Annotated in this window: 20 protein-coding genes; 10 read left to right on the top strand and 10 right to left on the bottom strand. The window is 72.6% G+C overall.

Annotated elements, in window-relative coordinates:
* Positions 1 to 73: 73 nt before the first annotated feature.
* Complete coding sequence (locus QMF98_RS16825; protein WP_337974055.1) at positions 74 to 1,153, bottom strand: DeoR family transcriptional regulator; 1,080 nt, start codon at positions 1,151 to 1,153, stop codon at positions 74 to 76.
* Positions 1,154 to 1,514: 361 nt separating this feature from the next.
* Between QMF98_RS16825 and QMF98_RS16820 the strand changes: the two genes are divergently transcribed.
* From QMF98_RS16820 to QMF98_RS16805, 4 genes are all read left to right on the top strand, one after another.
* Positions 1,515 to 2,591, top strand: a complete 1,077-nt coding sequence (locus tag QMF98_RS16820) for an ABC transporter substrate-binding protein (RefSeq protein WP_337974054.1) — start codon at positions 1,515 to 1,517, stop codon at positions 2,589 to 2,591.
* 101 nt (positions 2,592 to 2,692) lie between these two features.
* Positions 2,693 to 4,249 carry a sugar ABC transporter ATP-binding protein gene (locus QMF98_RS16815; protein WP_337974053.1) on the top strand — a complete coding sequence of 519 codons (1,557 nt, stop codon included), beginning with the start codon at positions 2,693 to 2,695 and terminating at the stop codon, positions 4,247 to 4,249.
* Complete coding sequence (locus QMF98_RS16810) at positions 4,242 to 5,219, top strand: ABC transporter permease (protein ID WP_337974052.1); 978 nt, start codon at positions 4,242 to 4,244, stop codon at positions 5,217 to 5,219. The genes QMF98_RS16815 and QMF98_RS16810 overlap by 8 nt, the downstream gene beginning before the upstream one ends.
* On the top strand, positions 5,216 to 6,262 hold the full coding sequence (locus tag QMF98_RS16805; RefSeq protein ID WP_337974051.1) for an ABC transporter permease: 1,047 nt from the start codon (positions 5,216 to 5,218) through the stop codon (positions 6,260 to 6,262). Before QMF98_RS16810 ends, QMF98_RS16805 begins: the two co-directional genes overlap by 4 nt.
* A 17-nt stretch (positions 6,263 to 6,279) precedes the next feature.
* Here the strand turns inward: QMF98_RS16805 and QMF98_RS16800 are convergent, their stop codons facing one another.
* From QMF98_RS16800 to QMF98_RS16790, 3 genes are all read right to left on the bottom strand, one after another.
* Positions 6,280 to 6,855: a hypothetical protein gene (locus tag QMF98_RS16800; RefSeq protein ID WP_337974050.1), complete on the bottom strand. Its 576-nt coding sequence runs from the start codon at positions 6,853 to 6,855 to the stop codon at positions 6,280 to 6,282.
* Positions 6,856 to 6,931: 76 nt separating this feature from the next.
* Positions 6,932 to 7,594, bottom strand: a complete 663-nt coding sequence (locus tag QMF98_RS16795; protein ID WP_337974049.1) for a GNAT family N-acetyltransferase — start codon at positions 7,592 to 7,594, stop codon at positions 6,932 to 6,934.
* Positions 7,595 to 7,762: 168 nt separating this feature from the next.
* On the bottom strand, positions 7,763 to 8,587 hold the full coding sequence (locus tag QMF98_RS16790; protein WP_337974048.1) for a hypothetical protein: 825 nt from the start codon (positions 8,585 to 8,587) through the stop codon (positions 7,763 to 7,765).
* Between the two features lie 100 nt (positions 8,588 to 8,687).
* On the opposite strand from QMF98_RS16790, the gene QMF98_RS16785 reads away from it, so the two are divergent.
* Together QMF98_RS16785 and QMF98_RS16780 are read left to right on the top strand one after the other, a co-directional pair.
* Positions 8,688 to 9,224 (top strand): peptidylprolyl isomerase, encoded by a 537-nt coding sequence (locus tag QMF98_RS16785; RefSeq protein ID WP_337974047.1) that lies wholly within the window; start codon positions 8,688 to 8,690, stop codon positions 9,222 to 9,224.
* A gap of 152 nt (positions 9,225 to 9,376) precedes the next feature.
* Complete coding sequence (locus QMF98_RS16780) at positions 9,377 to 10,090, top strand: rhomboid family intramembrane serine protease (RefSeq protein WP_348773383.1); 714 nt, start codon at positions 9,377 to 9,379, stop codon at positions 10,088 to 10,090.
* A 93-nt stretch (positions 10,091 to 10,183) separates the two neighbouring features.
* Here QMF98_RS16780 and QMF98_RS16775 read toward each other — a convergent pair whose 3' ends face one another.
* Positions 10,184 to 10,441 carry a cell division protein CrgA gene (locus QMF98_RS16775; RefSeq protein WP_263731014.1) on the bottom strand — a complete coding sequence of 86 codons (258 nt, stop codon included), beginning with the start codon at positions 10,439 to 10,441 and terminating at the stop codon, positions 10,184 to 10,186.
* A gap of 195 nt (positions 10,442 to 10,636) precedes the next feature.
* Here QMF98_RS16775 and QMF98_RS16770 point away from each other — a divergent pair, with 195 nt between their 5' ends.
* From QMF98_RS16770 to QMF98_RS16755, 4 genes are read left to right on the top strand one after another with little or no spacing between them, the layout of a single operon-like run.
* Positions 10,637 to 11,437, top strand: coding sequence for a DUF881 domain-containing protein (locus QMF98_RS16770; RefSeq protein ID WP_337974046.1), 801 nt, complete (start codon positions 10,637 to 10,639; stop codon positions 11,435 to 11,437).
* A 19-nt stretch (positions 11,438 to 11,456) separates the two neighbouring features.
* Entirely contained in the window at positions 11,457 to 12,302 is an 846-nt protein-coding gene (locus QMF98_RS16765) for a class E sortase (RefSeq protein WP_337974045.1), read from the top strand.
* Entirely contained in the window at positions 12,302 to 12,460 is a 159-nt protein-coding gene (locus QMF98_RS16760; RefSeq protein ID WP_337974044.1) for a hypothetical protein, read from the top strand. Before QMF98_RS16765 ends, QMF98_RS16760 begins: the two co-directional genes overlap by 1 nt.
* Positions 12,460 to 13,083, top strand: a complete 624-nt coding sequence (locus QMF98_RS16755) for an aminodeoxychorismate/anthranilate synthase component II (RefSeq protein ID WP_337974043.1) — start codon at positions 12,460 to 12,462, stop codon at positions 13,081 to 13,083. Before QMF98_RS16760 ends, QMF98_RS16755 begins: the two co-directional genes overlap by 1 nt.
* Positions 13,084 to 13,177: 94 nt before the next feature.
* On the opposite strand, the gene pknB is transcribed toward QMF98_RS16755, so the two are convergent.
* Genes pknB through QMF98_RS16730 form a run of 5 tightly spaced genes read right to left on the bottom strand, consistent with a single transcriptional unit; the run spans position 13,178 to position 20,949 of the window.
* A complete protein-coding gene (gene pknB, locus QMF98_RS16750) occupies positions 13,178 to 15,199 on the bottom strand; it encodes a Stk1 family PASTA domain-containing Ser/Thr kinase (protein WP_337975663.1) in 2,022 nt (673 codons plus the stop codon).
* Between the two features lie 11 nt (positions 15,200 to 15,210).
* Positions 15,211 to 16,623, bottom strand: coding sequence for a serine/threonine-protein kinase (locus QMF98_RS16745; protein WP_337974042.1), 1,413 nt, complete (start codon positions 16,621 to 16,623; stop codon positions 15,211 to 15,213).
* The gene (locus QMF98_RS16740) at positions 16,620 to 18,071 is read right to left on the bottom strand and encodes a peptidoglycan D,D-transpeptidase FtsI family protein (protein ID WP_337974041.1); all 1,452 of its coding nucleotides are present in this window, start codon (positions 18,069 to 18,071) and stop codon (positions 16,620 to 16,622) included. Before QMF98_RS16740 ends, QMF98_RS16745 begins: the two co-directional genes overlap by 4 nt.
* On the bottom strand, positions 18,068 to 19,549 hold the full coding sequence (locus QMF98_RS16735; RefSeq protein ID WP_337974040.1) for an FtsW/RodA/SpoVE family cell cycle protein: 1,482 nt from the start codon (positions 19,547 to 19,549) through the stop codon (positions 18,068 to 18,070). The genes QMF98_RS16740 and QMF98_RS16735 overlap by 4 nt, the downstream gene beginning before the upstream one ends.
* Positions 19,549 to 20,949 carry a Stp1/IreP family PP2C-type Ser/Thr phosphatase gene (locus QMF98_RS16730; RefSeq protein ID WP_337974039.1) on the bottom strand — a complete coding sequence of 467 codons (1,401 nt, stop codon included), beginning with the start codon at positions 20,947 to 20,949 and terminating at the stop codon, positions 19,549 to 19,551. Before QMF98_RS16730 ends, QMF98_RS16735 begins: the two co-directional genes overlap by 1 nt.
* Positions 20,950 to 20,952 lie beyond the last annotated feature (3 nt).

The raw sequence follows: 20,952 nt of genomic DNA, 5'->3' as shown, positions 1-20,952 counted from the left end.
GGTCGGAAGCGGTCAGGCGGCGTGATGGCTCGGAGGGCTCACCGCGTCGTCAACCGCGCCCGTCGTGGTGGGGTCAGGCGGTGGCGCCCGCCAGGTCGGACGGCGCGACGTGCACGTGCACGCCGCGGGACGACAGCGACTCCAGCACCGAGGTGTCGCCGGAGGTGTCCGTGACCAGGTGGTCGATCCTGGTCACCGGCGCCACGGGGTACGTGCTCTCCACGCCGAGCTTCGTGTGGTCCGCCAGCACCACCAGCTCCTTGGCGCTGCCGACGATCGCCCGCTCCACCTCGGACACCGCCAGGTGCGTGCTGGACAGCCCGCGTTCCGTGGTCAGTCCACCGCCGGAGACGAAGGCGCGGGTCACGCGCTGACCGGCGATCCAGTGCTCCGCGGCGCTGCCGACCAGCGCGAGCGTGGAGTTGTCGAGGGAGCCGCGGGTCATCACCAGCTCGACGTTGGGCGTCCGCGCGAGCGCACGCGCGACGAGCATCGAGTTGGTCAGCACCGTCAGCGGTGAGCGGGGCGCCAGCCTCCTGGCCAGCTCGTACACCGTGGTGCCGGCGCCCAGCATGATGGCCGTCGCGTCGCCGACCAGCGTCGCGGCGAGCGTGGCGATGGCGGACTTCGCCGTCGTCTCCGGGTCGGGCGGCGCGGTCGGCCAGGGTTCGATGATCAGCGCGTCCGGCAGCTGGGCGCCGCCGTGGGCACGCTCGATCAGGCCCTGCCGCTCGAGCGTGACCAGGTCGCGGCGGACGGTGACCTCGGACGCGTTGACGGCCGCGGCGAGGTCGCGCAACGAGACGACGCGGTTGGCGCGCACGTACTCGCAGATCAGGCGGCGGCGTTCGGCGCCGAACATCGTCGTGCGGGGGGGTCCGGCCGCCTCGCCGGGCACCAGCGTCTCGCCTCGCTCCGGCTGGGACGTGCCGCCCGGCTCCCGGTGCGACAGGGGTGCCCCGCCGAGCTCGCCGTCCGGCAGCAGCGCGCCGCCGTGGCTGCGGTCGAGCAGCCCCCGGCTCTCGAGGGTGGTGACGTCGCGCCGCACGGTGACCTCGGACGCGTTGACCGCCACAGCGAGGTCGCGGATCGACACCGCGCCCTGGGCACGGACGAGCTCGAGGATCAGCTGGCGACGCTCGGCGCCGAACATGTCCCTCCTTGCCCCTCCAGGTCAGACCCGCACGATGAACCGTCAGGCTCGGACGAGCGGCCTGGTCAGGCCAAGGGTAGCGTTCGCGGGTGCTCCGGCGCTTCCGAGCTCGATCGGTCGTGGCCCCCGACGTGGCGCAAGCGAACGAGCCAGGTCACGATTTGATCACGTGATGGACGGGCTGTTGACGGTCCGATCAGAACTTCGTCAATATCGATCACACGCACGTTCCGCCGGCGTCGTCGCAAGGGTGCGACACCGCGGGACGTCCGCGGGTCCAGCCGGGCGTCGAAGGGGACGCCGTCCGGCCCGGCCCGCCTCGCAGGTGCTCGTTCCACCTCGTCCAAGGAGCCACACACCCATGTCGATGAAGACCTCGCGGCGCACGACCGTCACCGCCCTCGCGCTGGCGGTCGGCCTCGCCGCCGCCGGATGCTCGTCGTCGTCCGCCGGATCCACCTCCGGAGGGACGGCCGCCGCTGCCGCCAACCCGACCGTCGCCTCGTCCGGCGCGGCGTCGGGCGACGGCTGCACGGCGAGCGCCCTCGGCTACCCGAAGATCAGCCTCAAGGGCGCCAAGGTCGGCTTCTCCCAGTCGGAGCCGGAGACCGCCGCGTTCCGCATCGCGGAGACCAAGTCGATGGTGGACGAGGCGGCCGCCCAGGGCGCCACGCTGATCAAGACGAACGCGAACAGCGAGATCGCCAAGCAGGTGACGGACATCCAGGGGATGATCAACCAGGGCGTGCAGCTGCTGATCGTGGCGCCGCTGAACTCGGACGGCCTGCAGCCGGCGTTCGACGCGGCCCGTGCCAAGAAGATCCCCGTGGTCACCGTCGACCGCCTGGTCAACTCCAAGGCCTGCACCGACTACCTGACCTTCATCGGCTCCGACTTCGTGTCCCAGGGCAAGCGCGCGGCCGACGCGATGATCAAGCAGACCGGTGGCACCGGCAAGGTCGCCATCCTGCTCGGCTCGTCGGGCAACGGCGTGACCACCGACCGGACCAGCGGGTTCGTCGACGAGATCAAGACGGCGCCCGGCATCCAGGTCGTCGCACAGCAGACGGCGAACTTCGCGCGGACCGACGGTCAGACGGTGATGGCCTCGCTGCTGCAGGCGCACCCGGACATCACGGCCGTGTACGCCGAGAACGACGAGATGGGCATCGGCGCCGAGACCGCGATCGCCGCCGCCGGAAAGACGCCCGGCAAGGACATCAAGATCGTCTCGGTCGACGGCACGCACGACGCCGTGCAGCTGCTGGTGGACGGCAAGTACAACGGCGTGATCGAGTCCAACCCGCGGTTCGGCCCGCTCGCCTTCAAGGCGCTCGCCGACTTCGAGAACGACACCCCGGTGCCCGCCAAGATCATCATCTCGGACAACGAGTACACGCCGGACAACGCCTCGGCGAACCTCTCCAAGTCGTTCTGACCCGAGCGACCCACCTGCCCCCGCCGCCCGCCCGGCGCCGTCGGCCCGGACGGCGGCGGGTGCAGGATGTCCACACCCAGCACAACCAGGGAGAGCACTCGATGGCGGAGCTCACCACGGCCGGGGCGCCCCCCGTGCTGGAGGCCCGGGGCGTGAGCAAGTCCTTCCCGGGCGTCAAGGCACTCAGCGACGTCAGCATCACGGTGCGCGCCGGCGAGGTGCACGCGCTGGTCGGCGAGAACGGTGCCGGCAAGTCGACGCTGATCAAGATCCTCACCGGCGTGTACCAGTGCGACAGCGGCGAGCTGCGGCACCGCGGCGAGCCGGTGACGTTCGCGGACCCGCGGGCGGCGCAGGCGGCCGGCATCAGCACCATCTACCAGGAGCTGGACCTGGTGCCGATGCAGAGCGCGGCCCGCAACCTGTACCTGGGCCGCGAGCCGCGCACCCGGTTGCGGCTCGTCGACTTCGCCCGGATGCGGCGCGAGGCGAACGCCCTGCTCGACGACTACCAGATCCGCGCCGACGTCGACGTGCCCCTGAACACCCTGGGCCTGGGCACGCAGCAGATGATCTCGGTGGCCCGGGCGGTCGCGCTGCACGCGAACGTCGTGATCATGGACGAGCCCACCTCCTCGTTGGAGTCCCGCGAGGTGGAGACGCTGTTCGGGATCATCCGGCGGCTGCGGTCGGAGGGCGTGGCGATCGTCTACGTCAGCCACCGGCTGGACGAGCTGTACCGGATCTGCGACACGGTGTCCGTGCTGCGCGACGGCCGCCTGGTGCACACCGGGCCGATGGCGGAGCTGCCGCGGGTTCAGCTGGTCGCGACGATGCTCGGCCGGGAGCTGCAGACGGCGCTGCACCGCTCGGCGCCGGGCGGTGGCGACCGCATCGTCGCCGGCCCACCGGTGCTGGAGCTGCGCGGCCTCACCCGCCGCAACCGCCTGCACGACGTCTCGCTCGAGGTGCACCGCGGAGAGGTCGTCGGGCTCGGCGGACTGCTGGGCGCCGGCCGCAGCGAGACCGGGATGGCCGTGCTCGGGGCGCAGGAGCTCGACTCCGGCGCCGTGCTCGTGGAGGGCAAGCCCATCCGCACCGGATCGCCGGGAGCGGCGATCGAGGCCGGCGTCGCGCTGCTGCCGGAGGACCGCAAGCTCGAGGGGATCCTGCCGAACCTGTCCATCCGCGACAACATCGCCATCGCGGCGCTGCCGCGCATGTCCCGCCTCGGCCTGGTGTCCGACAAGCGGATCGACCAGCTCGTCGAGCACTTCATGGCACGGCTGCACATCCGCGCCACCGGACCCGGCCAGAAGGTCAGCACGTTGTCGGGGGGCAACCAGCAGAAGGTGATGCTCGCGCGGTGGCTGTGCCTGAGCCCGCGCGTGCTGGTGCTCGACGAGCCGACCCGGGGCATCGACGTCGGGACGAAGTTCGAGGTGCGTCAGACGATCGACGAGCTCGCCGCCGAAGGCCTCGCGGTGCTGCTGATCTCGTCCGAGACCGAGGAGCTGGTCGACGAGAGCGACCGGATCGTGGTGCTCAAGGACGGGGCCGTCGTCGCGGTGCTCGACGGCGACGACATCAGCGAGCACGACCTGGTGCAGGCGATCGCCGCAGTCCCGTCCCCGGAGGAGGACCCCACCCGTGACTAACCTGTCCACCGCGGTCGCCGGGACGGCGGCGAAGGCCGACCGCGCCACCGTGCTGCGCTGGACCAGGGACAACGGCGTCTACGTCGCCCTGGTGCTGATCGTCGTCTACAACGTGCTGTTCACCCCACGCTTCATCACCTGGGACAACCTGGACGTGCAGCTGGTGCTCTGCACCCGGATCGTCGTGGTCGCCCTCGGGATGGCGATGGTGATCGGCACCGCCGGGATCGACCTGTCCGTCGGCGCCGTGATGGCCCTGTCCGGTGCGCTGCTCGTGCAGTTCAGCGGCGTCCCGGGGGTCGGGGCGATCGCGCTGGCGCTGGTGATCGGCGGGCTCGTCGGGGTGCTGAACGGGTTCCTGGTCGGCGTCGTCGGGATCCAGCCGATCGTCGCGACCCTGGCGTTCCTGTTCGCCGGCCGGAGCCTTGCGCAGCTGCTCCTCGCCGGGAAGAACCCGAGCATCCACGACAAGGTGATCCTCGGGATCTCCTCCGGCCACGTGCTCGGGGTGAACGGCCTGATCATCGCGGCGTTGGTCGCCGTCGGCCTGGTGGCGTTCACCGTCCGGCGGACCAACTTCGGCCGCCAGCTGCTCGCCGTCGGGGACAACGCCCGGGCGTCGTACCTGTCGGGGGTGCCCGTGCGGCGCACGCTGATCGGCGTCTACGTGCTCAGCGGGGTGCTGGCCGCGTGGGCGGGGGTGATGGACACCGCGTCGATCACGTCCGCGAACGCCCTGTCCAGCGGCCTGAACTACGAGCTGTTCGCCATCACCGCCGTCGTGGTCGGCGGGACACCGCTCACCGGCGGACGGGTGCGGGTGGTCGGCACCGTGGCCGCCGCGATCCTCATGCAGCTGCTGCGCAGCACGCTGATCTTCCACTCGGCGACGGACGCGGTGTCCCAGATGGTCACCGCCGTCGTGATCGTCGGCGCCGTCTACATCCAGCGAGTGAGGGCACGCGCATGAGCACCACCGCACCGACGGGCGTCCCGGACGGCCCGGCCACCGCCGGCACCGGCCTGGCGGCGCGCCCCGTGGAACCCGTCGCCGCCACCGGGTCCCGCGTCGCGGCGGCGCTGCAGCGCAACGGGGTGGCGGCCTTCGCCGCGCTGGCGCTGCTGGTGCTGGTCGGCTCGGTCCTCTGGCCGAGCTTCCACACGCTGGACAACCTGCGGAACACGGTCCTGGGCAACTCGTACATCGGGATCGTCGCCATCGGCATGACCCTGGTGATCATCACCGGTGGCATCGACCTGTCGGTCGGCTCCGTCTTCGCCCTCGGCGGCGTGGTCGGCGTGTACGTGAGCAACCAGGCGGGACCGGTCGCCGCCGTGCTGGCGACGATTCTCGCGTGCGGGTTGATCGGCCTGATCAACGGCATGCTGATCGGCTACGCCGGGATGGCTCCGTTCATCGTCACCCTGGCGACGCTGTTCGGCGTCCGCGGGCTGGTGTACCAGCTGACCGGCGCGGGGGCCCGGACGTACTCGGTGCCGAGCGACTCGTTCTTCGCGCACCTGGGCACCGGGGTGTTCCTGACGATCGGCTACCCGGTGCTGATCGCGATCGCGCTGTACGTGGTGTTCCACGTGGTGCTCGAGCGGACACCGTTCGGCCTGACCACCCTGGCGATCGGCGGTGGCGAGGACGCCGCCGTGCTGATGGGGCTGAAGGTGCGCCGCACCAAGGTCAGCCTCTACGTCGTCTCGGCGGCGCTCGCGGGCGTGGCCGGGATGCTGCAGGCCGCGCAGCTGGTGTCCGCCAGCCCGATCATCGCCACCGGGTACGAGCTGCAGGCGATCGCCGCGGTGGTGATCGGCGGGACGCTGCTGACCGGAGGTGCCGGCTCGCTGATCGGCACGGCCGCCGGCGTGCTGCTGCTCGGCACGATCAACGCGTTCATCCGCGAGCTGCAGCTCGACTCCACCTGGAACAACGTGGTCAGCGGCGCGTTCCTGGTCACCGTCGTGGTGATGCAGCGGCTGCTGAACTACCGCCGGGCCGACTGAGCCCGGCGGTCCGGCGATCAGCCGCGGCGGTACGCCGCCCCGCGCGCGGTGATGTCCGCCAGCACCTCCGCCGGGTACACGTCCTCCGGCTCGCGGGTGACCGGGCCCTCCTCGAGCGTGGCCCAGTGCCACGTCGGCTGGACGGTCGGCTGGCCGCCCTCCAGCCCGAGGCGCAGGTCCAGCAGCACCGCGTAGCGGTAGCCGAACCGGCGCTGGATGGCCGTCGCACGGCCGAAGTCGCCGGCGGTCGAGCCGCGGGTCGCGTGGTCGGCGGTCAGCTCGAGGATCAGCAGGTTCTCCTCCGGGCCGAGGTGGCCACGGCGGTGCACGATCAGGTCCGGGATGCGCCGGCCCTCGGAGTCCGCGTCCTCGAGGCGGACCGCCTTCTCCAGGGCCATCGCCGACCGGTCGTACTCCGCGTCGATGTCCCAGGCGTTCTCGATCATCGGCCGCAGGTACCAGCCGAGGTGGAAGGCGATGGTGCGTTCCGAGGCGCTGCTGGTGCCGCTCGACGGGGTGAACAGCGTCCACTCGTTGGCGATCGTGTTGGTCAGCGCGATGCGCACGCGTGCCTGAAGGTCTCCCAGCTGCATGGCCAGACGGTACCGCGCGGACATCCGGCATCTGGTGGGTTGTCCACGCAGATGTCCGCAGATGGCAAAAGGACGGTCAGGAGATGCCCAGCTGCTCACGCACCGGCTCGACGCCGTGCAGCGTCACGTCCGGCCGCATCCAGCCGGGACGGGCGTCCCAGCGCTCGCGGTCCATCCGGTAGCGCCACTGCTGCGCCGCGACCCCCTCCCGCGCCACGGTGACCAGACCGTTGCGGTCGTAGCCGAGCTTGGTGGAGACGGCGTTCGAGGGACCGTTGTCCAGGAAGGCGCCGCTGGTGGCCTCCCGGGCACCGAGCCCCTCGAACAGCAGGTGGAGCATCAGGACGCGCATCCGGGTGCCGACGCCGTTGCCCTGGTGCCGCTGCCCCAACCACGAGCCGGTCTCGGCCGTCCGGGTCACCGGGAAGTGGCTGGACCTGGCCGACTGCAGGCCGAGCGGCACCCCGTCGACCAGCACGGCGAGCTCGAGGCACCACGAGTCGGCGCTCAGCGACGACCGCTGACCCCACAGGTACTGCAGCACGTTGCGCGACACCGCCTGGGCGGTGCCCCGCGACCACGGGAACGTGAACGGCATGAGGTCCGGTGCGTGGATCCCCTGTCCGGCCTCGTGGGCGACGGCCACCATGAGCTCGTCGTCCGGCCAGCGCAGCTCGAGGTCGCCGGAGACCACGCGCAGGCCTGCCACCGGCCAGAGCTGGGTCAGGTCCTCGTCCATCGGTCGAGGGTCGCCGCCGCTGCGCGCGCAGGTCAACCGCATTCGCGGGGAGGCCGTGCGGCCCAGGGGTGGTGCGTGGCCAGTCCGGGGACGCCGGCACGACGACGGCGGGGCCCCGGGCACCCGGGACCCCGCCGCTCGACGTGCTGCCGCCCGTGCGGCGACCGATCAGATGTCGCCCGAAGGGTTGTCCTTCTCCACGGCGTCCTCGGTCGCGTCCGCGACGTCCTCCGCCTTGTTGGCCGTGCGCCGGGTGACCTTCTTGGCCGCCTCCTCGGCAGAGGCGCGGGCCTCGTCGAGCTTCTCGGCCGCCTTGCGCGTCGCCTCCCGGCTCTTCGCGACGGCCGAACCGGCCACCTCGCCCACGGCATCGGCCGCGTCGCCCACCGCATCGGTCACCGACGCGCGCACGTCGTGCGTGTGGGTGTGCAGCGCGTCCGCCCCGGTGCCACCGGTCGGGTCGGTCGGCTCCCACGGCTCGGCCCAGGGGTCCACCGTCGAGCGGGACCGGAACCAGGCCGCACCGGCCGCGCCGGCACCGACGAGCAGGCCGACCACCATGAACGTGCTCAGACCCTTGTGCGACTTCTTCGGCGGGGCCACGTGGACCTGCTTCTTCAGCTCGGCCGCGTTCGCCTTGGCGACCTCCGCCGCGGTGTCGGCAGCCTTGACCGCCGCCGCGCCCGCCTTCTCCGCCGCCTCGTTCAGGGCGGTGACCAGGCGCGGGATCAGCTCGTCCACCAGCTTGTCGTGCGCGGTGTCGATCGCCGGACCCGCCTTCTCGGCCGCCTTCTCCACCCGCGGGGCCGCGGCCTTGACGCTCTCGTTGTAGGCGTTCTCGAGGCGGGGAAGCAGCCAGTCGATGAAGGCCTCCACCCGAGGTGTCGTCCACTCCTTGGCATGCACGGCGGCGCCCGTCAGCGTGGCGCCGAGGTCGGCTGCCTGCTCCTTCAGCTTGTCGGGGTCAACGTCGAGCTTGCTGTGCTTCGTCATCTGCCACTCCCGGACGTCGTTGCTGGTCTCGAGGCTGTGACCTCCCACTCTGCCACCGCGGGCCCCGCTGCGCAGGAGGGCTCCGTGCGAGACTGAGGTCATGTTTGCGACCCTGCACACGACCGCCGGCGACATCCGTGTCGAGCTGTTCCCCAACCACGCACCGCGCACCGTGGCGAACTTCACCGGGCTGTCCACCGGTTCCCAGGAGTGGACGGACCCGAGCGGCGCCACGCGCACCGACCCCCTGTACAAGGGCGTGATCTTCCACCGCGTCATCCCGGGCTTCATGATCCAGGGCGGTGACCCCCAGGGCACCGGCCGCGGCGGCCCGGGCTACAACTTCGACGACGAGATCCACCCCGAGCTGACGTTCTCCGAGCCGTACGTGCTGGCCATGGCCAACGCCGGCAAGCGCCTCGACCCGGTCACCGGGAAGATGGGCGGCACCAACGGCTCCCAGTTCTTCATCTCGGTGGCGGCCACCCCGTGGCTCAACGGCAAGCACACGATCTTCGGCAAGGTGGCCGACGACGCGAGCAAGGCCGTGGTCGACGCCATCGCGACCACCCCGACCCGCCCGGGCGACCGTCCCGTGCAGGACGTGGTGATCGACTCCATCACCGTCGAGGACTGACCATCACCACTCCCGACCCTCTGGGTGCCGGTACCGCGGCGCCCCCGGTGTGCCCGCGGCACCCCGACCGGATCAGCTACGTGCGCTGCCAGCGCTGCGGACGCCCCGTGTGCCCGGAGTGCCAGCGGCCGGCGGCGGTCGGGGTGCACTGCGTGGACTGCGTCGCGGAGGCGAACCGCGCGGTGCCGGCGCGCCGGACGGCGCTCGGGGGTCGGGTGCGGGACGGACGTCCGCTGGTCACCTTCACCCTGATCGGGCTGAACGCGCTCAGCTACCTGCTGCAGCTGACGACGCCGACGTGGACGTCGCGGTGGGCGTTCAGCCCGGTGGTGGGATCGGTGCAGCCGTACCGGTTCCTCACCGCGGCGTTCCTGCACTCACCGGCGAGCTTCCTGCACATCGTGTTCAACATGGTGGCGCTGTGGACGGTCGGACCGCTGCTCGAGCAGCTGCTCGGCCGGGCCCGGTACCTGACGTTGTACCTGATGGCGGCGGTGGGCGGGTCGGTGGGTGCGGTGCTGCTCGCGCCCGTGACGCACAGCTGGAACGTGGCGATCGTCGGGGCGTCCGGTGCGGTGTTCGGGCTGTTCGGCGCGATCCTCGTGGTGCTGCGCCGGGTGGGTGCCGACGCCCGGGGCATCCTCGGCGTGATCGTGGTGAACCTGGTGATCGGGTTCGTGCCGGGGCTGGGGATCGCGTGGCAGGCGCACGTCGGCGGGCTCGTCGTCGGGCTGCTGCTCGGTGCGGCGTACGCCCACGCGCCGGCACCGCGGCGCCGGCTGGTCGCCGTGGCGGCCCCGGTGGTGGTCGGCGTCCTGCTCGTCGCGTCGACCGTCCTCACCTACCGAGCGGTCGGGCTCCTCTGAGCCATCCACAGGCTGTGACCTGCGGAATGACATCGGTGTAGTTTTCCACAGGGTTGTTCACCACTGGGGACAACCGGCCCGACGGACCGTGGCTCAGCGCCAGCGGGTGGTCATCCCGAAGCCGACCAGGATCAGCCCGAAGCCGCACGCCAGGTTCCACTGGCCGATCGCGGGGATCGGGTACGTGTGGCCGCTCTGGGCGGTCAGGTACGTCACGACGATCCAGGCCAGGCCGACCACCATCAGCCCGAGCATGACCGGCACGAACCACGGCGGGTTCGGCTTGCGCGGGACAGCCTTCCCGGGGGGCGGCGTGTACGCGACCTTCTTCCGCGACCTCGACTCAGGCACGTCCGGGTGCTCCTTCAGGCGATGGGTGGCCGCCGCGTCCGTGGCCGTCGCAGGCCGGTGGCCGAGGCGGAACCGGGGGCCGTCGCCCGTGCTGCGGTGCTCGAGGCGAGCCGCACAGACCGGGCGCAACGTGACCTAGCCTAGACGGTGCACGCCGTCGGACCGCGTGCACCGGCCCGTCACCAGGAGCGTTGCGTGAGCGACCGCCCGCACCGCCTGCGCCTGCCGCGCGGCAGCGTGTCCGTCGGTGTGGTGCTGCTGCTCTCGGCGGTGCTGTTCTCCATGTCGGCGCGCAGCGCGGCGGGGTCGATCTCACGGCACCCCACCGATCTGCGCAGCCTGACGCAGGCGGAGTCGGACAAGGTCGCCCGGCTGTCGGCGCAGGTGGACGAGCTCCGCGCCGAGGTGGACGTGCTGACGGCCCAGAGCGCCCTTCCCGGGGCGTCGGCGGACGCCGTGGGGACCGGCTACCTGGTGGCCGGCGGTGGTGTGGCGGTCAGCGGCATCGGGCTGACGGTGCAGCTGAACGACGCGCCGGCCGACTCTCCCCGGCGCGGCAACGTCAGCCCCGACGTGCTGGTGGTCCACCAGCAGGACCTGCAGGCCGTGATGAACGCCCTGTGGGCGGGTGGCGCCGAGGCGATGGAGCTGCAGGACCAGCGGGTGGTGTCGACCAGCGCGTTCCGCTGCGTCGGCAACGTGCTGCGGCTGCACGGCCGCGTCTACTCGCCGCCGTACACCGTCCGTGCGATCGGCGACCCGCACAAGCTCCAGGCGGCGCTCGACCAGGCGCCGGCCGTGCGCGCCTACGTCCGCGACTCCGTCCAGGTGGGCCTCGGGTGGCAGGTCACCGAGTCGTCCTCGCTGCAGCTGCCCGCCTACTCGGTCACCGACCTGACCTACGCCTCGGTGCCGGCCGGCGTGCAGGTGCTGCCCGGTCTGCCCGAGCCGTCCGCGACCGCCGGCGCACCGACCCGCCGCGGCGGTGCGGGATGAGGGGGCGCGGGACGGGGCGGTGCGGTACGAGCCGGACGAGGCGGTGCCGGACGAGGCGGGGGGCGGCCGCATGACCACCGACGTCGCGCCGAACCGGCGGGTCGCCAGGCGGGCCGCCCGTCGGCACGGGCTGGTGTGGGGCGCCGTCGGCGTGCTCGGCGAGGTGCTGCTGACGGTGGGCGTGCTGCTGCTCGGGTTCCTGGCGTGGCAGCTGTGGTGGACCGACGTGCAGGGGAACGCGGGACAGGCGCGCGTGGTGCAGTCGCTGGCGTGGGCCACGCCCGTGCCGACGAGCGCCCCGAGCGCGGCCGCGGGGGCGACGGCGGTCGCCGGACCGAAGGTGGCGACGCCGCGGCACGACGACCCGCCCGTCCTGGCCGAGCCGGGCCATGCGACGACGTTCGCGACGTTGCAGGTCCCCCGGTGGGCCGGTGAGCCGGAACGCCCGATCAGCGAGGGCACCGACCGCGCCACCGTGCTCGACGTGCTCGGCATCGGGCACTACCAGGGCACGGCGATGCCCGGTGCCGTCGGCAACTTCGCCGTCGCGGGCCACCGCACCACGTTCGGCAAGCCGTTCAACCGGATCGCCGAGCTGCAGGTGGGCGACGCCCTCGTCGTGCGCACCGAGGACGCCTGGTACGTCTACAAGGTCGCGTCGACGGAGATCGTCTACCCGCACCAGACCGAGGTGATCGCGCCGGTGCCGGACAAGCCGGGAGCGACCCCCACGGCGCGGTCGATCACCATGACCACCTGCACGCCGATGTACTCCGCCGCCCAGCGGTACGTGGTGCACGGAGTGCTCGACTACTGGGCGCCGGCCTCCGACGGGGTGCCGGCCGAGCTGCTCGGGAGCGCATGATGTACGCGTGGCTGTGGCGGCACCTGCCGGGGCCGGTGTGGGTGCGGGTGCTGATCAGCGTGCTGCTGGCCGCCGCGGTGCTCGCGGCCTGCTTCGAGTGGGTGTACCCGGCGATCGCCCCGCACATGCCTTTCAACCAGACGACCGTGGGTGAGTGATGACGAAGATCTTGGTGGTCGACAACTACGACTCGTTCGTCTACACGATCGTCGGGTACCTCAACCAGCTCGGTGCCGACACCGTGGTGGTGCGCAACGACACCGTCCCGCCCGTGTCCGACCGGGTGGCCTTCGACGGCGTGCTGGTGTCTCCGGGACCGGGGACGCCGTCGGCCGCCGGCTCGTCGATGCAGGTGATCCGGGACTGCGCCGAGACGGGGACGCCGATGCTCGGCGTCTGCCTGGGCCACCAGGCGCTCGGCGAGGTGTACGGCGGCGTGGTGACGCACGCACCGGAGCTGATGCACGGCAAGACGAGCGAGGTGCAGCACGACGGCCGCGGCGTGCTGGCCGGGCTGCCGTCGCCGTTCACCGCCACGCGGTACCACTCGCTGGCCGTGGTGGACGGGACGTTCTCCGACGAGCTCGAGGTCACCGCCACGGCGAACGGCATCATCATGGGCCTGCAGCACCGGACGCTGCCGCTGCACGGCGTGCAGTTCCACCCCGAGTCGGTGCTGACGCAGGGCGGTCACCGGCTGCTCGCCAACTGGCTGGCGATGTGCGGGGACGACGGGGCCGTGGGGCGGTCCGAGGGGCTGCACCCGTTGGTGCGCGCCTGATCCGGCGCTGCTGATCGGCCGGCTCGGCCGGTCCGACGACGAGAACGGCCGCCCACCGGGTTCGGTGAGCGGCCGTCGTCGTGCTGCCCGGTGACTACGGAGCTGAGGTGGCCGTCGAGGTGCTGCTGGGACCCGGGCCGCCTGAGACGGTCAGCGTGATCTGCTGGTTGATCGCCACGTTGGTGCCCGACGGCGGGCTGACGCTGATCACCGTGCCGGCCGGCTGGTCGGACGGGTTCTTCTTCGGGTCCAGCGTGGTGACCTGGATGTTGGTCAGGCCGGCGTTGGTCAGCGCCGCCTTGGCGGCGTCCACGGTCACCGTCGGGCCGGTGATCCCCGACGGGATGGTGGCCGTCGTCGGCGCCGCGCCCACCGTGATGGTGACGACGGTGCCCTGCTTGAGGATCGACTTGTCGGGCCGGTCCTGGGCGATGACGACGCCGACCTGGTCCGGCTTGGTCACCGGCTGCGTCTGCACGTTGTTGCCCAGCTTCAGTGCGGTCAGCGCAGCCACCGCGTCGGCCTGCTTCTGGCCGACCAGGTTGCCGAGCACGACGTTGCCGGAGGAGACCGACAGCTTGACGGTGGAACCGGCCGCGACCGTCTGGCCGGCGATCGGGTCCGTCTTGGTCACCTGGCCCTGCGGGAAGTTCGGGTTGTCGTCGGACGTCTGCGTGGGGTCGACGACGAAGCCCGCGCCCTTCAGCTCGGTGGTGGCGTCGGCGACCGTCTTGCCGGTGACGTCCGGCACCTTGAGGTTGGACGGACCCTTGGACAGGTAGAGCAGGACGGAGCTGTTCACCGGCTGGGAGGTGCCGGCCGCGGGGTCGGTCCGGGTGACACTGCCGGCCGGGACCGAGTCGGAGTTCTCCTGCTGGGTGCCCGACACCTTGAGCTTCGCGGCATCCAGCTTGTCCCTGGCCTGCTGCTCCGTCAGGTTGACCACGTCGGGGACGCTCGTCGTGGTCGGCGTCGCCGGGGCGCGCTGCGACAGCAGCAGCCAGACGAGCCCGCCGACGGCCAGCACCGCGATACCGACTAGCAGCCAGACCAGCCAGCGCCGGCCGCGCTCGTCGTCCTCGGGGATACCCGCGCCCGGCGTCGTGATGCCCGTCGCCCCCCACGCCGCCGAGCCGGGCGTGAACGCCTGGGTGGCCGCGGTGGCCGGCGCCATCACCTGGGTGGCCTCGCCTGCAGCGAGGGCACCGGCGGCACCGGCCACCGCGAAGGCGCCGACCGGCGGTGCGCCCACCGCACCGCCTCGCAGCACCGCTTCGAGGTCCGCCCGGAACTCGCCGGCCGTCTGGTAGCGGTCGTCCCGCTCCTTGGCCAGCGCCTTCAACGTGATGCGGTCCAGGGTGTCCGGCACGTCCGAGGCGATGTCGCTCGGTGCCGGCGGGTTCTCACGGACGTGCTGGTAGGCCACCGCGACCGGGGAGTCGCCGGTGAACGGCGGGCGCCCGGTGAGCAGCTCGAACAGCAGGCAGCCGGTGGAGTACAGGTCGGAGCGGGTGTCCACCTGCTCGCCGCGCGCCTGCTCCGGGGACAGGTACTGCGCGGTTCCGATGACGGCCTGGGTCTGCGTCATCGTCGCGGCCGAGTCCGCCACGGCGCGCGCGATGCCGAAGTCCATCACCTTGACCGCCCCCGTGGGGGTCAGCATGACGTTGGCCGGCTTGATGTCGCGGTGCACGATCCCGGCGTGGTGCGAGTACTCCAGCGCCGACAGCACGCCGGCGGTGATCTCCACCGCCTCCTCGATGGGCACCGCGGCGCCGTCGCGCAGGATGTCCCGCACGGTGTGGCCCTCGACGTACTCCATGACGATGAACGGCACGTGCGCGACCAGGCCGGTCGGCTCCGTCACCACGTCCTCACCGGTGTCGTAGACGGCGACGATCGCCGGGTGGTTCAGCGACGCGGCGGCCTGCGCCTCGCGGCGGAACCGGTTCTGGAACGACGGGTCGCGGGCCAGGTCGGAGCGCAGGATCTTGATCGCCACCGTGCGGCCGAGCCGCCGGTCGTGACCGATGTGCACCTCGGCCATGCCGCCGCGCCCGATCAGCTCACCGACCTCGTACCGGCCGGCGAGGATGCGGGTCCCCTCATCCACCACGTAGGTGCCCTTCAGCGTCGTCCGTCGGCGGTGGTGTGCCACCGGCCGTCCTGCCCGATCATCCCATCCGTAACGGCGGTCGGACCGGTGCCGTCCGGCGTGGCTGCGAGCACGGCGCCCGGTGCCGTCGTCCCCGGGACCGCGTCCGCCCTGGTCAGGCTGCTGGCCAGGGCTGCCCCCAGCAGCGCCACCACGATCAGCACCGCGATCACCACGATCCAGCGCCACCGGGCCGGTCCCCGGGTGGTCACCTCGGTCACCCAGCCCGGGGTGGACGGCGACGCCGCTCCCGAGCGGGTGGAGCGGGTGCCGGCGGCCGGTGCCGTGCGGGGAGCGGTGTGCCGGCCGGCGGAGGCCTCTGCCGGCCGGACGCGGTGGCGGGGCGGGAAGGACGGGGGGACGGCGTCGGCGGAGCGAGCGGCGGGGGTCGCGGTGCGAGCGTCCGACGTGCCGGTGGTCGACGTGCCCGTGCGCGCCGCGGTCCCGGCCGGCGCACCCGTTGCGGTCCCGGCGACCGTGCCCGTCGGAGTGCCCGTCGCCGTGCCCGTCGGCACCCGGACCGGCGGCTCCGGTGCGGTGACCACCATCGGGACGCCGGACACCGGCGTGTGCGGCAGCAGCCGGTCGAGGGTGACGGCCAGCTGCTCGCCGGACTGCGGTCGCTTGGCCGGGTCCTTCGACAGCAGGCGGAGCACCAGGTCGGCGAGCGCGTGGTCGACCGACGACGGCAGCGGCGGGACCGGGTCGTTGACGTGGGCGACCGCGATGTCGACCGCGGTCGGCCCGGTGAAGGGCCGCTTGCCGGCCAGCGCCTCGTAGGCCACCACGCCCAGGGAGTACAGGTCCGACAGACGCGTGGCCGGCCGGCCGACGGCCTGCTCCGGGGACAGGTACTGGGCGGTGCCCATCACCATGCCGGTCGCCGTCATGGTCGGCTGGTCCTGCGCCAGCGAGACGCCGAAGTCGGTGATCTTCACCCGGTTGCCGCGGCCGATCAGGATGTTGCCCGGCTTCACGTCGCGGTGCACCACCCCGGCCTCGTGCGCGGCGTGCAGCGCGCGGGCCGTCTGGGCGAGGATCGGCAGCAGCCGACGGGGCTCGAGCACCGGTTCGCGTTCCAGCAGGTCGGAGAGGGGTTCGCCGACGACGAGCTCCTGGACCAGGTACGCCGAACCGTCCTGCTCGCCGTAGTCGTACAGCGCGGCGATGTTGCCGTGCGACAAGGCCGCGGAGTTCCGGGCCTCCGTGCGGAACCGCTCGAGGAAGCCGCGGTCGCCGGCGAACTCCTCACGCAGCACCTTCACCGCGACGGGCCGGCCGAGCGCCTCGTCCTGCGCCTCCCACACCTCGCCCATGCCACCCACCGCGATGCGGCGGGCGAGCCTGTACCGGCCGCCGAGCGCGACCCCCGGTGCCGTCCTCACTTTCCGGTCACCGCCTTGATCACGGCCTTGGCGATCGGCGCGGCGACGGCACCGCCGGTCGCGTCGTTGCCGAGGCTGCCGCCGTGCTCGACGAACACCGCGACGGCCACCTTCGGTGCGTCGGCCGGGGCGAACGCGGCGAACCACGCGTGCGGCGCCTGGCCGGCGGCCGTCTCGGCCGTGCCCGTCTTGCCCGCCACCTGCATGCCCGGGATCTGCGCCGCGGTGCCGGTGCCGTTGTTGACGACGCCGAGCATCATGTCGCGCAGCGTCGCGGCGTCGGCGGACGACATGGCCTGGGAGTAGGTGCTGGGCTGCGCCTGGCTGACCACCGTCAGGTCCGCAGCACGCACCGTCTGGATCAGGTAGGGCCGCATCAGCACGCCACCGTTGGCGATCGCCGCGGCGACCATCGCCATCTGCAGGGGCGTCGCCTGCACGTCGCGCTGGCCGATGGCCGACTGCGCCGTCTCGGGTGCGTCCAGCCCGGCCGGCACCACCGACTGCACGACCGGCATCGGGACGGTCAGCGACGGGTCGTCGAAGCCGAACTTGTCCGCCTGCGCCTTGATCGCCGCGGCGCCGAGGTCCAGGCCCACCTGCGCGAACGCCGTGTTGCAGGAGACCCGCAGCGCGTCAGCGAGGCTGACGGTCGCACCGCCGCAGCTCTCGCCACCGAAGTTGCTGAGGGTGGCAGTGGTGTTCGGCAGCGTCAGCTGGAGGGGCGCGGGCACCTGCGTCTGCGCGGTGTACTTCCCGCTCGCCAGCGCCGCCGCCGCGGTGACCAGCTTGAACGTGGAGCCGGGGGCGAACCGGTCGCTGATCGCCTTGTTCAGCAGCGGGTTGCCGTCCGCCTTGTTCAGCTGCTGGAAGGCGGCGTTGGCGGCGGCGGTGTCGTGCACCGCGAGGGCGTTGGGGTCGAACCCGGGGGTGGACACCATCGCGAGGATCTTGCCGGTGGACGGCTCGATGGCGACGACGGCCCCACGCTGGTTGCCGAGCGCGGTCCGCGCCGCCTGCTGGGCTGCCGGCAGGATCGTCGTCTCCACCGCCGCGCCCTCGGTCGCCTTGCCGGTGAGCAGGTCGCGGATGCGCGTGAAGAACAGCTGGTCGCTGCGGCCGGTCAGCTGGGAGTTCGCGGCCAGCTCGAGCTGCGACCGACCGTTGGCCACCGAGTAGTAGCCGGTCACCGCCGAGTACACGTCGCCGGCGGCGTACTGCCGCTGGTAGCCGAAGGCGTCGTTCACCTTGGTGCTCGAGGCGATGGCCGTGCCGCCGGCCACGATGGGCCCGCGCGGGTTGCCGAACTCCCGGTACAGGGTGCGGACGTTGCGCGGGTCGTTGTTCAGCTTGCTCGCCTGGACGAACTGCACCCAGGTGGCGCTGCCCATCAGGGCGACGAACATCACCAGCATCATGGTCGCGAGGCGGCGCAGCGGGGTGTTCACGGCAGACCCCCGATCCGCTCCGTCGGGTTCTCGTCCGGCTCGGCACCGCGCGGCGCGGGACGCCGGACCACCGGGCCGCCGACGGCCGGGTTGCCGACCGCGGGCGTGCCGCCGGAGGGCGTGGCGACCGCTCGCATCGCCGGTGCCGGCCGCCGGGCGTCGTCCGACACCCGCAGCAGCAGCGCCACGATCACCCAGTTGGCCAGCAGCGACGAGCCGCCGTACGCCAGGAACGGCGTGGTCAGGCCGGTCAGCGGGATCAGGCGCGTCACACCGCCGACGACGACGAACACCTGGAACGCCATCACGAACGCCAGGCCGCCGGCCAGCAGCTTGCCGAACCCGTCCCGCACGCCGATCGCCGTGCGCAGCCCGCGCTCGGTCAGCACCGCGTAGAGGACGAGGATCGCCAGCAGGCCCGTCAGCCCCAGCTCCTCGCCGAGCGACGGGACGATGAAGTCGGACTCGGCGAACGGGACCAGGTCGGGCCGGCCCTGGCCCCAGCCGGTGCCGAACAGCCCGCCGCTGGCCATGCCGAACAGGCCGCGGACCAGCTGGCCGGAGCCACCGAAGGGCCGGTTGAACTCGGCGTTCGACAGGGCGTCGGACCACGCCGAGAAGCGCACGGCGACGTGCGGGATCGCCGCGACCGCTGCGGCGGCGCCGCCTGCGAACAGCACCAGGCCGATGGCCACCCAGGAGATCCGCTCCGTGGCGAGGTAGAGCACCGCGACGAACAGCCCGAAGAACAGCAGGGACGTGCCGAGGTCGCTCTGCAGCACCAGGATCGCCAGCGAGACGCCCCAGACGACCAGGATCGGGCCCAGGTCGCGGACGCGCGGCAGCTGCAGCCCGAGCACCTTCGGCCCGGCGAGCGTGAGCGTGTCCCGGTTGGTGACGAGGTAGCCGGCGAAGAAGATCGCCAGCGCGATCTTGGCCAGCTCCGCGGGCTGCAGGCCGACGCCGCCCACCCGGACCCAGATCCGGGCACCGTTCACGTCCTTGCCGATCACCGGCAGCATCGGCGAGGCCATGAGCACCAGCGCTGCGACGCCCGCCGTGTACGTGTACCGGCGCAGGGTGCGGTGGTCGCGCAGCCAGATCAGCACGACGGCGGCGAGCACCACCGAGATCGCGGTCCACACCAGCTGCTTGCCGGCGAAGTCGGTGGGGTGGCCCTTGGACTCGGCGGCGAGGTCCAGCCGGTAGATCATCGCCAGGCCGATGCCGTTCAGCGCGACGACGATCGGCAGGATCACCGGGTCGGCGTACGGAGCCCGCCACCGCAGCACCAGGTGCATGCCGACGGCCATCACCGCCATGCCGACGCCGTACCAGAGCACGTTCGACGGGACCTTGTCCTTCACCCCCAGGCCGACCAGGGCGTACGCCGCCACGCCGAGCACCAGGGCGAGCACGAGCAGGCCGAGCTCGACGCCACGGCCGGAGCGGACCCGCAGGGGCTGGACGGTCGCCATCACGGGCCGACGACGGTCGGGACCGGGGCCGGGAGCGGGGAGGCGGTGAACGTCGCGTCCGGGCTGGTGGTCGGGCTCGGTGTGGCCGATGCCGTCGGCGTCGGGCTGGCGGACGGCTCGGGGGTCGGCACCGCCTGGGCGAGGGCCGACACCTGGTCACGCGCCGAGGAGAGCGAGGTCGCCCGGATGGTCGCCCGCACGCGCTGCTGCAGGTAGTCCGGCAGCGTGCCGACCTGCACGTCGCTGTGCTCCACCACCGACGAGAGCTGGAGCGGTCCGACGGACGACGGCACACCGCGGAACACCCCGACCCGGCCGCCGTCGTCGCCGACGAAGTACTGCGTCTGGCTCCACGCGTAGCCGGCACCGAGCAGCACCAGCACCAGGCCGAGCGCCGCGGACCACACCACCAGCAGGCTCCGGCGCGTCGGGCCGGACTCGGCGGCGCGCTCGTCGGCCGCCTCCTCGTCGTCCACCGCGGCGGCGTGGTTGTCGTCGTCCTCCGCCTCGTGCGCCGCGCCACCCAGCCCGACGGCGCGAGCGGCCCGCTTGGTCAGGTTCGCCGCACGTGCCGCTGGACCGTCCGCCGCCGAGGTGGGCCGGTTGCGGGAGCTGGCGGCGGCGCCGACCACCGTGGTCGCGGTGCCGGGGGCGGTGCCGTCCCGCAGGTCGTCGAGCTCGACGACGTCCGCGACGATCACCGTGATGTTGTCGCCACCGCCGGCGCGCAGCGCCAGCTGCACCAGGCGGTCGGCGCAGGCGTCGACGTCCGGGATCTCGCGCAGCGTCTCGGCGAGCGTGTCCCCGCTGACGAACCCGGACAGCCCGTCCGAGCACAGCAGCCACCGGTCGCCGCGGCGGGCCTCGCGCACCGACAGGTCCGGGGTGACGTCGGTGTCGAAGTCGCCGAGCACGCGCATCACCACCGACCGCTGCGGGTGGTGCACCGCCTCCTCCGGCGTGATCTTGCCGGTGTCCACCAGGTGCTGGACGAACGTGTGGTCGGTGGTGACCTGCGTCAGCTCGCCGTCGCGCAGCAGGTAGCCGCGCGAGTCGCCGATGTGGGCCATCGCCAGCTTGTTGCCGGTGCGCAGGATCGCCGTCACCGTCGTGCCCATGCCCGTCAGGTCCGGCTCGGCCTCGGAACGCGCGATGATCTCCTCGCGCGCGCTCTCCATCGCCTGCTCCAGCTCGGCGAGCGCGTCGTCCGGGCCGTGCGCCTCGTCGTCCAGCGGCGCGAACGCCGCCACCGCCACCGAGGACGCGACGTCGCCGCCGGCGTGCCCGCCCATGCCGTCCGCGACCATCAGCAGGTGCGGACCGGCGTAGGCCGAGTCCTGGTTGTTGGCGCGGACCAGCCCCACGTCGGACCGGGCCGCGTACCGCAGGCCGATGCTCACCCG

The sequence above is a fragment of the Cellulomonas sp. NTE-D12 genome (assembly GCF_027923705.1).
Taxonomy (GTDB): domain Bacteria; phylum Actinomycetota; class Actinomycetes; order Actinomycetales; family Cellulomonadaceae; genus Cellulomonas.
Note: the sequence above shows the minus strand (reverse complement) of the source record. Positions and strands in the feature narration are given on the sequence as shown.

What these genes read in the sequence shown, in the direction of transcription:
- QMF98_RS16825 (WP_337974055.1), bottom strand. Translation starts at nt 1,153, where the DNA reads ATGTTCGGCGCCGAGCGTCGCCAGCTGATCCTCGAGCTCGTCCGTGCC.
- QMF98_RS16820 (WP_337974054.1), top strand. Translation starts at nt 1,515, where the DNA reads ATGTCGATGAAGACCTCGCGGCGCACGACCGTCACCGCCCTCGCGCTG.
- QMF98_RS16815 (WP_337974053.1), top strand. Translation starts at nt 2,693, where the DNA reads ATGGCGGAGCTCACCACGGCCGGGGCGCCCCCCGTGCTGGAGGCCCGG.
- QMF98_RS16805 (WP_337974051.1), top strand. Translation starts at nt 5,216, where the DNA reads ATGAGCACCACCGCACCGACGGGCGTCCCGGACGGCCCGGCCACCGCC.
- QMF98_RS16800 (WP_337974050.1), bottom strand. Translation starts at nt 6,855, where the DNA reads ATGCAGCTGGGAGACCTTCAGGCACGCGTGCGCATCGCGCTGACCAAC.
- QMF98_RS16795 (WP_337974049.1), bottom strand. Translation starts at nt 7,594, where the DNA reads ATGGACGAGGACCTGACCCAGCTCTGGCCGGTGGCAGGCCTGCGCGTG.
- QMF98_RS16790 (WP_337974048.1), bottom strand. Translation starts at nt 8,587, where the DNA reads ATGACGAAGCACAGCAAGCTCGACGTTGACCCCGACAAGCTGAAGGAG.
- QMF98_RS16785 (WP_337974047.1), top strand. Translation starts at nt 8,688, where the DNA reads ATGTTTGCGACCCTGCACACGACCGCCGGCGACATCCGTGTCGAGCTG.
- QMF98_RS16760 (WP_337974044.1), top strand. Translation starts at nt 12,302, where the DNA reads ATGTACGCGTGGCTGTGGCGGCACCTGCCGGGGCCGGTGTGGGTGCGG.
- QMF98_RS16755 (WP_337974043.1), top strand. Translation starts at nt 12,460, where the DNA reads ATGACGAAGATCTTGGTGGTCGACAACTACGACTCGTTCGTCTACACG.
- QMF98_RS16735 (WP_337974040.1), bottom strand. Translation starts at nt 19,549, where the DNA reads ATGGCGACCGTCCAGCCCCTGCGGGTCCGCTCCGGCCGTGGCGTCGAG.